This is a genomic window from Nocardioides asiaticus, assembly GCF_040049175.1.
In the GTDB taxonomy this organism is placed as follows: domain Bacteria; phylum Actinomycetota; class Actinomycetes; order Propionibacteriales; family Nocardioidaceae; genus Nocardioides; species Nocardioides cheoyonin.
Window position 1 is genome coordinate 888827 of the sequence record NZ_JBDZDM010000002.1, and the last position, 15158, is coordinate 903984.

Annotated in this window: 16 protein-coding genes; 15 read left to right on the plus strand and 1 reads right to left on the minus strand. The window is 71.9% G+C overall.

Annotated features, from left to right (window positions below):
- The first annotated feature begins 14 nt into the window (after nucleotides 1–14).
- The 15 genes from ABLE53_RS10185 (at nucleotide 15) to rplQ (ending at nucleotide 13292) form a co-directional block, all read left to right on the plus strand.
- Nucleotides 15–1028: an ABC transporter substrate-binding protein gene (locus ABLE53_RS10185; protein ID WP_348858750.1), complete on the plus strand. Its 1014-nt coding sequence runs from the start codon at nucleotides 15–17 to the stop codon at nucleotides 1026–1028.
- Complete coding sequence (locus ABLE53_RS10190) at nucleotides 1025–2842, plus strand: hypothetical protein (protein ID WP_348858751.1); 1818 nt, start codon at nucleotides 1025–1027, stop codon at nucleotides 2840–2842. Before ABLE53_RS10185 ends, ABLE53_RS10190 begins: the two co-directional genes overlap by 4 nt.
- The gene (locus tag ABLE53_RS10195) at nucleotides 2839–3672 is read left to right on the plus strand and encodes a hypothetical protein (protein WP_348858752.1); all 834 of its coding nucleotides are present in this window, start codon (nucleotides 2839–2841) and stop codon (nucleotides 3670–3672) included. The genes ABLE53_RS10190 and ABLE53_RS10195 overlap by 4 nt, the downstream gene beginning before the upstream one ends.
- Nucleotides 3669–4673 carry a FecCD family ABC transporter permease gene (locus ABLE53_RS10200; RefSeq protein ID WP_348858753.1) on the plus strand — a complete coding sequence of 335 codons (1005 nt, stop codon included), beginning with the start codon at nucleotides 3669–3671 and terminating at the stop codon, nucleotides 4671–4673. The genes ABLE53_RS10195 and ABLE53_RS10200 overlap by 4 nt, the downstream gene beginning before the upstream one ends.
- Nucleotides 4670–5698 carry a FecCD family ABC transporter permease gene (locus ABLE53_RS10205; RefSeq protein ID WP_348858754.1) on the plus strand — a complete coding sequence of 343 codons (1029 nt, stop codon included), beginning with the start codon at nucleotides 4670–4672 and terminating at the stop codon, nucleotides 5696–5698. The genes ABLE53_RS10200 and ABLE53_RS10205 overlap by 4 nt, the downstream gene beginning before the upstream one ends.
- Nucleotides 5695–6528, plus strand: coding sequence for an ABC transporter ATP-binding protein (locus ABLE53_RS10210; RefSeq protein ID WP_348858755.1), 834 nt, complete (start codon nucleotides 5695–5697; stop codon nucleotides 6526–6528). Before ABLE53_RS10205 ends, ABLE53_RS10210 begins: the two co-directional genes overlap by 4 nt.
- Nucleotides 6525–7697 carry an enterochelin esterase domain-containing protein gene (locus ABLE53_RS10215; protein ID WP_348858756.1) on the plus strand — a complete coding sequence of 391 codons (1173 nt, stop codon included), beginning with the start codon at nucleotides 6525–6527 and terminating at the stop codon, nucleotides 7695–7697. Before ABLE53_RS10210 ends, ABLE53_RS10215 begins: the two co-directional genes overlap by 4 nt.
- A 104-nt stretch (nucleotides 7698–7801) precedes the next feature.
- Nucleotides 7802–8851, plus strand: coding sequence for an LLM class flavin-dependent oxidoreductase (locus ABLE53_RS10220; protein WP_348858757.1), 1050 nt, complete (start codon nucleotides 7802–7804; stop codon nucleotides 8849–8851).
- A 297-nt stretch (nucleotides 8852–9148) separates the two neighbouring features.
- Entirely contained in the window at nucleotides 9149–9370 is a 222-nt protein-coding gene (infA, locus tag ABLE53_RS10225; RefSeq protein ID WP_011757309.1) for a translation initiation factor IF-1, read from the plus strand.
- A gap of 43 nt (nucleotides 9371–9413) precedes the next feature.
- Nucleotides 9414–9527, plus strand: coding sequence for a 50S ribosomal protein L36 (rpmJ, locus tag ABLE53_RS10230; RefSeq protein WP_056734976.1), 114 nt, complete (start codon nucleotides 9414–9416; stop codon nucleotides 9525–9527).
- 215 nt (nucleotides 9528–9742) lie between these two features.
- The gene (rpsM, locus tag ABLE53_RS10235; protein ID WP_348858759.1) at nucleotides 9743–10120 is read left to right on the plus strand and encodes a 30S ribosomal protein S13; all 378 of its coding nucleotides are present in this window, start codon (nucleotides 9743–9745) and stop codon (nucleotides 10118–10120) included.
- Between the two features lie 56 nt (nucleotides 10121–10176).
- Nucleotides 10177–10584, plus strand: a complete 408-nt coding sequence (rpsK, locus tag ABLE53_RS10240; protein ID WP_325573739.1) for a 30S ribosomal protein S11 — start codon at nucleotides 10177–10179, stop codon at nucleotides 10582–10584.
- 34 nt (nucleotides 10585–10618) lie between these two features.
- A complete protein-coding gene (gene rpsD / locus ABLE53_RS10245; protein WP_348858761.1) occupies nucleotides 10619–11227 on the plus strand; it encodes a 30S ribosomal protein S4 in 609 nt (202 codons plus the stop codon).
- Between the two features lie 179 nt (nucleotides 11228–11406).
- Nucleotides 11407–12423, plus strand: a complete 1017-nt coding sequence (locus ABLE53_RS10250) for a DNA-directed RNA polymerase subunit alpha (RefSeq protein ID WP_348858762.1) — start codon at nucleotides 11407–11409, stop codon at nucleotides 12421–12423.
- A 275-nt stretch (nucleotides 12424–12698) separates the two neighbouring features.
- Nucleotides 12699–13292, plus strand: a complete 594-nt coding sequence (gene rplQ, locus ABLE53_RS10255; RefSeq protein WP_348858763.1) for a 50S ribosomal protein L17 — start codon at nucleotides 12699–12701, stop codon at nucleotides 13290–13292.
- A gap of 176 nt (nucleotides 13293–13468) precedes the next feature.
- Here the strand turns inward: rplQ and ABLE53_RS10260 are convergent, their stop codons facing one another.
- Nucleotides 13469–15148, minus strand: coding sequence for an NAD(P)/FAD-dependent oxidoreductase (locus ABLE53_RS10260; RefSeq protein WP_348858764.1), 1680 nt, complete (start codon nucleotides 15146–15148; stop codon nucleotides 13469–13471).
- Nucleotides 15149–15158: the final 10 nt, after the last annotated feature.

Genomic DNA, 15158 nt, shown 5'->3' on the forward strand with positions numbered 1-15158 from the left:
CGAATGACTCCGACATGCCCCCTGCCGTTCGCCCCGTCGCGCCCCATCGGGCCCTGATCGCCCTGCTCCTGCTCGTCCTCGCCGCGCCGCTGGCCCTCGCCGGCTGCGGCAGCGACGGCACGGCTGTGGCCGACTCGTCGCAGACCCGCACCATCACCGACGCCGAGGGGACGAAGGTCGACGTCCCGGTGAACCCCGAGCGCGTCGTCACCCTGAGCGAGCCGACGCTCGACGGCACGCTCGCGCTCGGCGTCACGCCGGTCGGGAGCATCGCCGGCCGCGGCCAGAGCGGCGTGCCCGGCTACCTGGCCGACCTCGCCGGCGACGTACCCGTCCTCGGCAGCGTCTCCGAGCTCGACTACGAGGCCATCGCCAAGGTGAAGCCGGACCTGATCCTCGTCGACGGCACCAGCGTCAACAGCGCGGACACGATGAAGATCCTGCGCAAGATCGCGCCGACGGTCTACGCGGGCTACGCCGGCGGCGACTGGCACGCCACCCTCGGCGTCGTCGCCGACGCGCTCAACCGGGAGGGCAAGGAGAAGGAGGTCGTCGCCGACTACAACGCGAAGGTGGCGGCGGCGAAGAAGAAGCTCACCAAGTACGCCCACGACACCTTCTCGATCGTGCGCTGGCAGGGCGGCTCCGCGTCGCTCATCCTCAAGGAGCTGCCCGCCGGGATGGCGCTGACCGACCTCGGCCTCCGGAGGCCGGCCGACCAGGACCGCAACGGCGGCGGCCACAGCGAGCCGGTCTCGCTCGAGAACCTCGACCAGATCGACGCCGACCACATGTTCTTCGGCACCCTCGGCGGCTCCTCGGAGCAGAACCCGAACGCCGGTGGCACCAGCGACGTCACCGGGGCGAAGAAGGCCCTCGCCGAGGCGGAGAAGGTGCCCGGCTTCACCGACCTCACGGCGTACAAGAACCACCAGGTCATCCCTGTCGACGGCTCGCTGTGGACCTCCACCGGCGGCCCGATCCTGATGTCGCGGCTCATCGACTCGGTCGTGGAGTCCCTGACATGAGGCTCCGGCTGCGGCTGCTCGGCGCCGGTGTCGTCACGGCGCTGGCGGTGCCGGTGCTCGCCGTCGGCGCGCTCTCCGGCGCGGCGTCGTACGCCGCCGAGCCGAAGCCCGACAAGGGCGACGGCAGCGTGACGATCACCCCCGCCGACCAGGTGGATCCGGGTGACGTCGTCTCGTTCCATGGCGAGGGCTTCGCAGCAGGAGGCAGCCCGGAGGACCCCGTCTGGCAGCAGCTCACGGTCAAGCTCGACGACACGGTGCAGTACGACAAGACCGTCCAGATCAGGGATGACGGCACCTTCGACGGGCAGGTGACGCTGCCGGCGGACACCGCCGACGGGCAGCACTGGCTGCGCTTCCTCGGCAGTGCCCCGGCCGTCTCCAAGCACACCGAGCCGTTCACGGTCGGCGCCACCGAGCCGGCCGACCCGCAGCCCACGGACCCGACGCCCAGCAGCCCCGCCGACCCGAGCCCCTCGCCGTCCCCGACCGGCACAAGGTGCACATCGACCACCGCCGAGCCCACGGTCACGGTGGCGAAGCAGGTGGCGATCGGCGGGCTCCTGCACGTCACCGGGACCGGCTGGTGCCATCCGACCGACGGCGGCTCGGTGATCGGGGTCAAGATCGACGAGGGCGCGTACGACCGGGTCGGCACGCCGCTCGTCGCGGGCAAGCCCGACGTGTTCGCCGTGATCAGGGCGAACGCGAAGGACGGCACGTTCGCCGCCGACATCCGGCTGCCCGACGGCACCACGACGACGTCGACGCCGGCGTTCCCGACCGGTGCGCACACGCTGCGGCTCCTCAGCGGGTCGATCAAGTCGGGCGACGAGATCCGCACGGTCCAGTCGGCGGAGTTCGTCGTCGGCGCCTACCGGCCCAACGGCATGCCGGAGCCGGTCTCGGTCGGACAGCTGTCGACCGGCGTCGACGCCTGGCGCGTCGGCACCGCCCTGCACGTGCACGTCAAGGGCGGGAAGAAGGGCGACTGGGTCTTCCTGTCCGGCCTGGCTCCGGACGGCTCGCCGCGCTATCCGTGGGGCGAGAAGTGGTTCCGGCTCGGGTCGGGTGGACTGCTCGTCACCGGGCTCGGCAGCACGCCGATGACCGGGGAGAACCGGGTCGTCGTCCAGGACGGCAACCAGGGCCACGTCGGCGAGCTGCTCGGCTGGGACACCGTCGTCTTCCCGGACGTCGCAACGGCCGGCACGACCGCGACGGACGGGGCGACGGCACCGGCGACGACATCGACAGCGACGGCGCCCACCACGACGGTGAGTCCTGCCGTCCCGCCGGCCACCGGACCGGCCGCGGCACCGACCGCGCCCGCCGGCCTGACCAACCCGGCTCCGCCGGTCGAGTCGTACGCCGACCTGCTGCTCGCCGACAGGCTGCCAGGCTCGCTGCGCGGGAAGGTGCTCACGATCCGGCTCCCCGGCGCGACGTCGGGGCCGGTCTTCGTCGACGTGTACGACGAGTCGCGGCTGGTCCCCGGCGGCTGGGCCCGCCCGGACGAGCGCGGCCGGATCAAGGTGGACCTGCACAACCTGCCGGCGGCCGCCTATCGCGTCACGGTCCAGGGCTCGACCGGTGACCTGATCGGCTGGGCGGACGCCGACCTCGCCCCCCTCCAGCCGGCGGTCGCGACGACCGGCGTCGACGGACCGGCGACCACGGCGGCACTCTCCTCCGCGGCACCCAGCGCCGACCGCTGGTTCTCGGCGACCGACGGGTGGCTCCTCGGCCTCGGCGCCGCGCTGCTGGCGGGCGTCGCGCTCGGCCTGGTCCTACGGCGGGGAGGTGCGGCATGAGGCGCCTGGTCGTCGCCGTCGGCCTGCTGCTGGCGGCCGGGGTCGGTGCGGCGGTCACCACGCCGGCGTACGCCATCCCGCCCGGAGGCGCGGGGTCCGACACCGCCGGGACCTCGGCCTCCGTCAGCCCGCGGACGCTGACCGCGGGCGGGACGATCGGCTTCACCGTCTCGGGCTTCCCGGCGGGCGAGACGGTCTACGTCAAGATCGACGACGGCAGCTTCTGCAGCAGCAAGGGCGTCCACGGCGCGTGCGTCGTCCACCAGCAGGCGATCGGCGCGAGCGGCACCGTCAGCGGCTCCTTCGTGCTCCCGACCGACCTGGAGCCAGGCCGGCACTGGCTGCGCTTCCTCGCCAGCGAGGAGGTGACGAAGGACGGCCAGTACGCCGGCGTCAAGCCCTACACCTGCCGTGGCAACTCGGACTTCACCGTCGTCGCGTCGGGCTCGACCTCCGGCGGGACGTCACCGCAGACGGGCGGCTCCGCGTCGAGTACGTCGGCGTCGGCCGCCCCCACGGAAGCGGCCTCCCAGGCGCCGGTCGGCTCAGCGGCCGACCCGGCCGCGTCCGCAGCCCCGAGCATCGCCGCGGCCGGCGTCGCGCTCGAGATCCCGGCGCCCAGCGGCGCGGCCCCGTCCGAGCCGGAGGCGTCATCCTCGTCCGCGTCGGCCACCGCGTCCGGCACGGACACGCAGACCGACCAGCCCGCGGCCAGGGCCGCGGACACGCCCGCCGACGGGCGGTTCCCGGTGGTCGGCGTGGCCGGCCTGGCCCTGCTGTGTGCGATAGCGCTGGCCCTCGCCCTGCGGGCGCGGGCCCGCCGCCGGTGAGCGCGCTCCGCGGACGCCGGGTCGCGCTGCTGCTGATCGGCCTGGTCGTCCTGGCCGCGGCCGTCGTCCTCAGCCTCTCGGTCGGCAGCAACCACATCACGCTCGGGCGGGTCTGGCGGCTGCTCCTCGACCCGGACGGGTCGAGCGACGCGACGGTCCTGCGTGAGCTGCGGCTGCCGCGCACGGTCGTCGCCGTCGCCGTCGGGGCCGCGCTCGGGCTCGCCGGTGCGCTCATGCAGAGCCTCACCCGGAACCCGCTCGCAGACCCCGGGATCCTCGGCATCAACGCGGGCGCGTCGCTGTTCGTCGTACTCGCCGTGGCGGTCGCCGGCACCAGCGGCATCTGGTTCTACCTCTGGTTCGCGTTCCTCGGCGCGGCGGTGGCGTCGGTGGGTGTCTACCTGCTGGCCGGGACCGGGCGGCAGACGGCGACGCCGGCGCGGCTGGCCCTGGCGGGCGTCGCGGTCAGCGCCGCGCTCGCGGCGATCACCCAGGCAGTGATCCTGGCCGACCAGGAGGCGTTCAACGAGTTCAGGTACTGGGTGGCCGGCTCCCTCGAGGGGCGCGGCTGGCCGGTCCTCGGCGCCGTCGGGCCGTTCCTCGCCGTCGGCGTCGTGCTCGCGCTCGCGCTCGGGCCCGCGCTGAACGTGCTGACCCTCGGCGACCAGGCGGGGCGGGCCCTCGGCGTACACCTCGCGCGCACGCGCGCCCTCGCGATGCTCGCCGTCACGCTGCTCTGCGGCGCCGCCACCGCCGCGGTCGGGCCGATCGGCTTCGTCGGCCTCGCCGTGCCCATGGTCGCCCGCGGCCTGGTAGGCCACGACCAGCGCTGGGTCGCGCTGCTCTCGCTCGTGCTCGGCCCGGTGTGGATGCTCCTCGCCGACACCTTGGCGCGTGTGGTCGTCGGGTCGCAGGAGACCCAGGTCGGCGTCGTCGCCGCCCTGCTCGGTGCGCCCGTCTTCGTCGCCGTCGTACGCCGCCGGAAGGTGCCCGCGCTGTGAGCGAGGTGCTGCTGCGGGCCGGCGGTCGGTCGGTCCGGTTCCGGCGACGGACGGGCGTGGTGCTGGTCCTCACGCTCGTCGCCGTCGTCGTGCTCGGGGTCGTCGGCCTGATGCTCGGCGACTACGACATCTCGGCCCGGGAGGTCCTGGCCGCGCTGTCGGGTGGGGGCGACGACCCAGTGGCGACGTACTTCGTCACCGAGCTCCGGCTGCCGCGCGTCGTGACCGCGATCGTCGTCGGCGCGGCGCTCGGGATCTCGGGCAGCCTGTTCCAGAACGTCACCGGCAACCCTCTCGGGAGCCCCGACATCATTGGCTTCACCACCGGCGCCGCGACCGGCGCGCTCGTGCAGATCATCGTCCTCGGAGGAGACAGCGACGCCGTCGCCGTCGGTGCGGTCGTCGGCGGGATCGGCACCGCGGTCCTGGTCCACCTGCTGACCCGGCCGCACGGACTCACCGGACAACGGCTCGTCCTCGTCGGCATCGGCGTCGGGGCGACCCTCGCCGCGGTCAACACGCTCCTCGTCGTCCGCGCCTCGCTCGTCGCTGCGCAGACCGCGGCCCAGTGGCTCGCCGGCTCGCTCTCGGCGGTGCTGTGGCCGCGCGCGACGGTGGTGACCGTCGCGATCGCCGTCCTCACGCTCGCGGCGCTGCTGCTCGCCCGGCCGCTGCAGCTGCTGGCGCTGGGCGACGACACTGCGCGAGCCGTCGGCGTACCCGCCCAGCGGGTGCGCACCGCCGCCGTGGCCGTCGGCGTCGGACTGGTGAGCGTCGCGACGGCCACCACCGGACCGATAGCCTTCGTGGCGCTCGCCGCGCCGCAGGTGTCGCGGAGGCTGGCAGGTAGCCCGACGCCGGGCGTCGCCGGCCCGGCCGCGACCGGTGCCGCCCTCGTGCTCGGCGCCGACCTGATCGGCCAGCACCTGCTCGCCCCGACCCAGCTCGCCGTGGGCGTCGTGACGGGTGCGCTGGGCGGCGTGTACCTGATCGGGCTGCTGGCCCTGGAGTGGAGACGACGTTGACGGAAGCGGAGCGCACCACCCGCCTCGAGGCACGCGACCTGACGGTGTCGTACGCGACCCGCGGGGGCGCGCCCGTGCTGCGCGACCTCGGCCTCGCGATCCCCGACGGCGTGATGACCGTGATCGTCGGCCCCAACGCGTGCGGGAAGTCGACCCTGCTGCGGACCCTCGCACGGATGCATCCCGCCGCCGGAGGAGCGGTGTACGTCGACGGCCGGTCGGCCACCGACTACGGCCACAAGGAGCTCGCCCGCGTGCTCGGGCTGCTTCCGCAGTCGCCGAGCGCGCCCGACGGGATCACGGTGGCCGACCTGGTCGCGAAGGGGCGCTACCCCCACCAGAGCCTGCTGCGGCAGTGGTCGCGAGCCGACGAGGAGGCGGTCGCGGCGGCCGTCGAGGCGGCCGACGTCGCAGGTCTCACCGACCGCCCGGTCGACGAGCTCTCGGGCGGCCAGCGGCAGCGGGTCTGGCTGGCGATGGCGCTCGCCCAGGAGACGCCGCTGCTCCTGCTCGACGAGCCCACGACGTACCTCGACATCGCCCACCAGCTCGAGGTCCTCGAGCTCGCCCGCCGGCTCGCCCGCGGCGGGCGTACCGTCGTGACCGTGCTGCACGAGCTGCAACTCGCCTTCCGGTACGCCGACCACCTCGTGGTCATGTCCGGGGGGCGGGTGGTGGCGTCGGGGGACCCGCGTGGGATCGTCACGGCCGACCTGATCGAAGAGGTTTACGACCTGCCCTGTCGGGTCATCGAGGATCCGCTGACCGGCACCCCGCTGGTCCTGCCGCTGGTCGGGACCGGTGCCGGCACTCGGGATGGAGAACGATGAGTACGACGACGAGGCGACCGCCGAAGGTCCCGCGTCCGGAGCCCGTGCCGCGGGTCCGCAGCTGCCTGATCGACCGGCTGGCGCCGGAGGACGTCCCGATGTTCTGGGACCGGATCGCGCAGCACCTGCCGCTGGTCGAGGAGACCGACGACCCCCACGAGGCGGTGGTGACCTTCTGCTGGCGCGACCGCGAGGCGGAGCAGGTGCTGCTCTTCGCGAACCGCCTCACCGACGAGACGAACCTCGCAGGCACCCTCCTCGAGCGGCACGACGACAGCGACCTGTGGCATGCGTCGTTCCGGATGCGCGCCGACTGGCGGGCGTCGTACGCCTTCCTCGTGCAGCACCCCGGCGAGCCGGCGCCGTGGGTGGTCGACGGCCACGTCGCGCTGCGGGCCGCGCTGGACCGGGGCGTGCCCGACCCGCGCAACCCCGACACCTGCCACAACCGACACGGCCTGCTCCAGTCGGTCGTCTCGCTGCCCCACGCGCCCGCGCAGCGCTGGCTCGCCCACCGCGCGGAGGTCCCTGCCGGCGAGGTCGTCCACCACGAGGGCCCGGACGGGCGCGACGTGTGGATCTACGATCCCGCGGGCCCGGCCACCAACGAGCCGCTGCCCCTCGTCGTCTGCCTCGACGGCGACGTGTGGACCTCCCACCACTCGTTGCCGACGACCCTCGACAACCTCGTCGCCGACGGGATGATCCCGCCGGTCCGGGCGGTGCTGCCCGCCTCCGGCGGCACGACGGAGCGCTGGGACGAGCTCGGCGGGGACGAGGGCGCGGCGTACGTCGTCGACGAGCTGGTGCCGTGGGTGCGCGGGCTCCGCGGCGTGGGCGAGCAGGTGGTCGTCGTGGGGCAGAGCCTCGGCGGCCTCACCGCACTGCGCGCCGGCCTCGCCCGCCCGGACGCCGTCACCGGGGTCGTCAGTCAGTCGGCGTCGCTGTGGCTGGACGACCTGGCCGACGTCGTACGCCCCGGGGTGGGCACGCGCATCCACCTCTCCTGGGGGCTGCAGGAATGGGTGCTCGCCCCACCGCACCGCACGCTCGCCGCGTCGCTCGAGAAGGCCGGCATCCCCGTCGAGGCGGTCGAGGTCAACGGCGGCCACGACTACGCCTGGTGGCGCGGGACGGTCGCCGATGGGCTGAGGGCGCTGCTGGGATAGTCCGGGACGAAACGGTCGGTCTACTCGCGAGTAACCGACCGTTTCGTCCCGGACTACCCCGGCCGCCGCGGAACAAACCCCGCCCGCACTCACGTTGCCCGAGCGTGACGTCGCCGAAGCTGTCAGTTCTCGATCTCGTCCCCGTCCGCAAGGACCAGTCGACCTCCGACGCGCTGGCGGCGACGCTCGCGCTCGCGAGGACGGCGGACGGGCTCGGCTTCGAGAGGTACTGGCTCGCCGAGCACCACAACATGCCGGCCGTCGGCTCGACCAACCCGCCGGTGCTCGTCAGCCTCGTCGCCGGCGCGACCGAGCGGATCCGGGTCGGAAGCGGCGGGGTCATGCTCCCCAACCACGCACCGCTCGTCGTTGCCGAGCAGTTCGCCCTCCTCGAAGCAGCCTTCCCCGGCCGGATCGACCTCGGCATCGGCCGGGCGCCCGGTACGGACCAGGTGACGGCATGGGCGCTGCGGCACGGCGCCGGGGGAGTGAGCGAGGAGAACGTGCTCCGCTTCCCCGAGTACGTCGACGACGTGCTCGCCATGATGGACACCGCCGGCGTCGGGCTGAACGTCGGCGGCCGCCTCCACGAGCTGCGCGCCACCCCGGCCGCGCGGACGATCCCCGCGATCTGGCTGCTCGGCTCGTCGGACTACTCGGCCCGGCTCGCCGCCGAGAAGGGCCTGCCGTACGTCTTCGCGCACCACTTCTCCGGGCAGGGCACCGCCGAGGCCCTGGAGCTCTACCGGTCCCACTTCAAGCCCTCGGCCGAGCTGGCCGAGCCGCGCACCTTCCTCACCCTGAACGCGTGCGTCGCCGAGACGCCCGGCGAGGCGGAGCGCCGCGCCCTGCCGCAGCTCCTCACGATGGTCCGCCTGCGCACCGGGCAGCCCCTCGAGGCGCAGCCGAGCATCGAGGAGGCGGAGAAGACGATGCAGTCGGGGGTCCCCGACTCGCACCTCGGGCTCGTCGACGCGATGCGCGCCAAGTGGGTCATCGGCGACGCCGAGCACGCCCGCGCGCGGGTGGCGGAGCTGGCGGCGACGTACGCCGTCGACGAGGTCATGGTCAACCCCGTCTCCGGGGCGTACGACGGCACCGACCCGCGCACGGCGCCGACCCGCGAGGAGACGCTGCGGCTGCTGGTCGGCTGACCTCCCGACGAGGCGACTCCGGCGGCGGCGTACGAGCCGCTGTCGATTGGCGATTCGTCACACGGCGCGGGTAGACTGGCGCTTCGGCCCAACGTGGGTCTGCTCCGTCCTGCCTCGCGGCTGCCCGGCCTTGCTCTCCATCGAAGTGATGGAGCCGCATGTCCGGGTGAGGGATGCGGACGGCTTCACGAGGTCCACCCGCCGGGTCAGCGACCCGGCCGGGAGGTTCCCGGGCCACCGGGGGAGCCCGCTCCTCCGGCATCACGGTAGACAAGCGACCAACAGATTGCGGAGGACATGCCGAAGAAAGAAGGCGTGATCGAGATCGAGGGCACCGTCGTGGAGGCCCTCCCCAATGCCATGTTCCGCGTCGAGCTGAGCAACGGCCACAAGGTTCTCGCCCACATCAGCGGCAAGATGCGCCAGCACTACATCCGGATCCTCCCCGAGGACCGCGTGGTGGTGGAGCTGTCCCCCTACGACCTGACCCGCGGTCGGATCGTCTACCGCTACAAGTGACCGGCGACCGCCGGTCGTAGCCGACTAGCAAGAAAGGGCTGACATGAAGGTCAACCCGAGCGTCAAGCGGATCTGTGACAAGTGCAAGGTGATCCGTCGCCACGGCCGCGTCATGGTGATCTGCGAGAACCCCCGCCACAAACAGCGTCAGGGTTGATTCGCGAAGCGAATCAAGGTCGAGCCCGACGGCGCGAAGCGCCCGAGGTGTCCAGACCTACACACCACAACCGAATACCGACATCGAGTCGCTAGGTCTCGACAAGCTCGACCAACGAGCGAGGCCGAATCACCTCCGGAGTAGAGGCCGGAGCCCCGGGAGCCACCCGGGGACGCGAGTCGACCGACACCTCTGCGAGAACACGAAGGAATCACATGGCACGCCTCGAAGGTGTGGACCTCCCTCGCGACAAGCGTGTGGAGATCGCTCTCACCTACATCTACGGCATCGGCCGTACCACCTCCCAGAAGCTCCTGGAGGCGACCGGGATCTCCCCGGACACCCGCGTCCACGCGCTGACGGAGGACGAGCTGGTCAAGCTCCGCGACGCGATCGAGGCCCAGGCGATCAAGACCGAGGGTGACCTCCGTCGAGAGGTCCAGGCCGACATCCGCCGCAAGATCGAGATCGGCAGCTACCAGGGTCGCCGCCACCGCATGGGTCTGCCCGTGCGCGGCCAGCGCACCAAGACCAACGCGCGCACCCGCAAGGGCCCCAAGCGCACCGTCGCCGGCAAGAAGAAGGCCAAGTGACCCTCAGGTCACTGACCTCCCGATCTCTCATCGACCAGCCAAACAGGAGTTAATGAATGCCTCCGAAGAGCCGTCAGGCTGCGGCGAAGACCAAGGTCCGCCGCAAGGAGAAGAAGAACGTCGCCCAGGGCGAGGCTCACATCAAGAGCACGTTCAACAACACGATCGTCACGATCACCGACCCGACCGGCGCGGTGATCTCGTGGGCCTCGGCCGGCACCGTCGGCTTCAAGGGCTCGCGCAAGTCCACCCCGTTCGCCGCGCAGATGGCCGCCGAGGCCGCCGGTCGCCGGGCCATGGACCACGGCATGAAGAAGATCGACGTCTTCGTCAAGGGCCCGGGCTCGGGCCGCGAGACGGCGATCCGGTCCCTGGGTGCCATCGGCCTCGAGGTCGGCACCATCCAGGACGTCACGCCCACGCCGCACAACGGCTGCCGCCCGCCCAAGCGCCGTCGCGTTTGATTCCCACCGAGACATAGAAGGAGACTGAAGAGTAATGGCCCGTTACACCGGCCCCATGACCCGCAAGTCGCGCCGTCTCGGTGTCGACCTCGTCGGCGGTGACGCCGCGTTCGAGAAGCGCCCCTACGCTCCCGGCCAGCACGGCCGCGGCCGCATCAAGGAGAGCGAGTACCTCCTCCAGCTGCGCGAGAAGCAGAAGGCCCGCTTCAGCTACGGCGTGATGGAGAAGCAGTTCGCCAACTACTACGCCGAGGCGCACCGCCGCCCCGGCAAGACCGGTGACAACCTGCTCCAGCTGCTCGAGTGCCGTCTCGACAACGTCGTCTACCGCGCCGGCTTCGCCCGGACCCGTCGCCACGCCCGGCAGCTGGTCGTCCACGGCCACTTCCTGGTCAACGGCAAGAAGGTCAACATCCCCTCGTACCAGGTCTCGGCCCACGACGTCATCGACGTCCGTGAGAAGTCCCTGGAGATGACCCCGTTCATCGTGGCTCGCGAGACCCACGGCGAGCGCGTCGTCCCGGCGTGGCTCGAGGCCATCCCGAGCCGCATGCGGATCCTCGTCCACCAGCTCCCGATCCGGGCCCAGATCGACATCCCGGTCCAGGAGCAGCTGATCGTCGAGTACTACTCGAAGCTCTAACTGAATAGCGCGAGCGTGTCGGCCTCGCCGCCACACCCGCGCACGCGGTCGGGTCGGCTGCCATTCCGGTTGGTCTGGCGGCCCGCCCGATCGCAGAAGTGAATCGCTAAACACTTCCGTCACACCCTTTGATATTCGGGTCCCTCATATAGCGGTCGGGCCCGGAAAGGACACCACCAGTGCTTATCGCACAGCGCCCCACCCTGTCGGAAGAGACCGTCGACGAGTTCCGCTCTCGCTTCGTCATCGAGCCCCTCGAGCCTGGCTTCGGTTACACGCTCGGCAACTCGCTTCGCCGTACCCTCCTGTCCTCGATCCCCGGTGCCTCGGTCACGAGCATCAAGATCGACGGCGTCCTGCACGAGTTCTCGACCATCGAGGGCGTCAAGGAGGATGTCACCGAGATCATCCTCAACCTCAAGGGCCTGGTCGTCTCCTCGGAGCACGACGAGCCGGTCACCATGTATCTCCGCAAGTCGGGCGCCGGTGACGTCACCGCCGCCGACATCGCGCCCCCTGCCGGTGTCGAGGTGCACAACCCGGACCTGAAGATCGCGACCCTGTCCGACAAGGGCAAGCTCGAGCTCGAGCTGGTCGTCGAGCGCGGCCGCGGCTACGTCTCCGCCGTCCAGAACAAGGGCGCCGACAACGAGATCGGCCGGATCCCGGTCGACTCGATCTACAGCCCGGTCCTCAAGGTCAGCTACAAGGTCGAGGCCACCCGTGTCGAGCAGCGCACCGACTTCGACAAGCTGGTCATCGACGTCGAGACCAAGCCGTCGATCCGGCCGCGCGACGCCCTCGCCTCGGCCGGCAAGACCCTGGTCGAGCTCTTTGGCCTCGCCCGCGAGCTGAACGTCGAGGCCGAGGGCATCGACATCGGCCCGTCGCCGGTCGACGAGCAGCTCGCCGCCGACCTCGCCCTCCCGGTCGAGGACCTGCAGCTGACCGTCCGCTCCTACAACTGCCTCAAGCGCGAGGGCATCCACACCGTGGGTGAGCTCATCAGCCGCTCGGAGCAGGACCTGCTCGACATCCGCAACTTCGGCGCCAAGTCCATCGACGAGGTCAAGGCGAAGCTGCACGAGATGGGCCTGTCCCTCAAGGACAGCGCTCCCGGCTTCGACCCGTCCGCCGCCCTCGCCGCCTACGGCGACGATGACGACGACGCCTTCGTCGAGGACGAGCAGTACTGATTGGCGCGAGCGCGTCGGCTTCGCCGCCGCGCTGCCGCGCTCCGGTCCGGTTGGGTGCCTGGCCAGTTGGTCTGGCGGGCCACCGACCTCGACAACTGAATCGGTCCGGTTTGGGTGCCTGACTGAGTTGGTCTCCGGGCCTACCAGTCTCGGCATCTGACCGGATCCAGCAGGACTCCCGGCTCGGCGCCCGCCGACCGGATCATCAAAATCGCAGTCGATCAGGCTGCGTCTACCCCGGTACCTCGTACGGCCGGAGAGAAAGGAAGAGGCAGATGCCTACTCCCAAGAAGGGCGCCCGCATCGGCGGTAGCCCGGCCCACCAGAAGCTGATCGTCTCGAACCTCGCCACCGCGCTGTTCGAGCACGGCCGCATCACCACCACCGAGGCCAAGGCCCGGCTGCTCCGCCCCGTCGCGGAGAAGCTGATCACCAAGGCCAAGAAGGGTGACCTGCACAACCGCCGCGAAGTCCTCAAGACCATCCGCGACAAGGGCGTCGTGCACCAGCTCTTCACCGAGATCGCCGAGCAGTTCGCGGAGCGTCCGGGCGGCTACACCCGGATCACCAAGCTCGGCCCCCGCAAGGGCGACAACGCCCCGATGGCAGTGATCGAGCTGGTCAGCGAGGCGTACGAGCCCAAGGCCAAGCCCGCCCAGGCCGCCACGAAGGCCGAGGCTCCTGCCGCCGCTCCCGCGGCTCCGGTCGAGGAGGCTCCCGCTGATGAGGCTCCCGCCGAGGAGACCGAGGTCGTCGAGGCCGAGGCCACCGAGGAGACCGCCGAGGCTCCGGCCGAGGAGGCTGCCGAGGCCGAGGCCACCGAGGAGGCGCCCGCCGCCGAGGAGACCGAGGAGAAGCCCGAGGCCTGACCTCGCCGCTCTCCGGCACCACGCCGAACCGACGGCCCGTCCCCGACCGGGGGGCGGGCCGTCGTGGCGTGTTTTCGGGGTACTCCGGGACGAAATGGTCGTTCTACTCGCGAGTAACCGACCATTCCGTCCCGGACTACCCCGCCAGATCGAGCCTCAGCGGTCCCCGACGGACCTCAGGGGAGCGCCGGAGACGCCGCGGGGAGGTCGGCGAGCCAGCGGTGGACGAGGGGTACGACGGAGGCCCCCTCACCGCTCGCCGCGGCGACCCGCTTCATCGAGCCCGCCCTGATGTCGCCGGCGGCGAAGACGCCGGGGACGGTGGTGGTGAGCTCGGCGGGCGGCCGGTCGCCGATCCAGGTCTCCCGGGGCACATCGCGCCCGGTGAGGACGAAGCCGCGGTCGTCGACGGCGACCTCCGGCGGGAGCCACTCGCAGTGCGGCTCCGCGCCCAGCAGCAGGAACAGCCCGGCGGCAGGGACAGTCGTGCGCTCACCCGTCGTGACGTCCTCGAGGCAGATCCACTCCAGCCGCTCGTCGCCGCCACCGTCGACGACCGCGGTGGGGCTCTGCACGGAGATGACCGGGTTGTAGGCGATCTCGCCGACGAGGTACGACGACATCGTCTCCTCCAGCGATCGTCGCGCGACGAGCCGGACCGAGCGAGCGAAGCGGGCGAGATGGACGGCCGCCTGACCCGCCGAGTTGCCGCCGCCGACCACGACGACGTCCTGGCCCTCGAGCTCGCGGGCGACCGAGGCGACGGTGCCGTAGTGGACACCCCGCCCGACGAGGTCCTCGAGCGGCTCGACGCCGAGCTTGCGATAGGCGACGCCGCTCGCGATCACCACCGACCGGGCGCGTACGTCGCCGCCGTCGGTCCGTAGTACGTGCGGACTGCCGGGCACCAGTGCCTCGACCGGCCAGCCGGTGAAGAACCGGGTGCCGAAGCGGATCGCCTGGTTGCGGGCCCGGAGCGCGAGGCGCATCCCGGAGATACCGCGCGGGAAGCCGAGGTAGTTGCGGATCATCGAGCTGGTGCCGGCCTGCCCGCCGATCGCCTCCGACTCCAGCACGACGGTGGAGAGCCCCTCGGAGGCGGCGTACACCGCCGTGGCGAGCCCGGCCGGGCCCGCGCCGACCACCGCGACGTCGACGACGTCGGGCACGCTGACGTCACCGGGGGAGCCGTAGAGCGACATCGCGACATCACGGACCGACCGTGGCGCCGTCGGCGGCCGGATGACCGACCACACCATCGGGTAGTCGGTCCCGGGCTCGAAGTGGTCCCGCACCCAGCGGCCGACATCGCTCTCGGGTTCGTAGAGCCGGCTCGGCATCCCCATCCGCTCGAGGTAGTCGCGGATGGCCAGGGTGAGCGTGTCGTGGGCCGGCGCGACGATCTTCGCCGTCGGCGCCTCCGGATCGGGCACCGTGGAGCCCCAGTCGGACAGCAGGTCGGTGATCGCGTTGTGGAACTCCTCGTCGCGGGGGCCGCGCGGCATGAGGAGATAGGCGTCGTACTTGCCCTTCGCCATCCCGGCCCGCAGCGGTGGCGCGTCGGCGAGGAAGCGCTCGGTGGGCGCGACGATGGCGCGCCGGGCGGTGGGTACGGCGGCGCGCCACTGCGCGAAGGCTTCCAGGACCGGAGCGTCGGGCAGGACGGAGTCGCTGACGAAGAGCGCGACCGACGTGCCTTGCGCGGTCAGCGCGGCGGTGATCTCGAGCGTCTCGGCGCATGAACGCGCGCCCCGCAGCTCGTAGTCGCGCTCGTAGCGGCAGAACTCATCGACCAAGCGGTCGGCGTACTCCTCGGAGCAGCAGACGATCGCGGGCCGGGCCCCGGTCGTGGTCACCCGACGATCG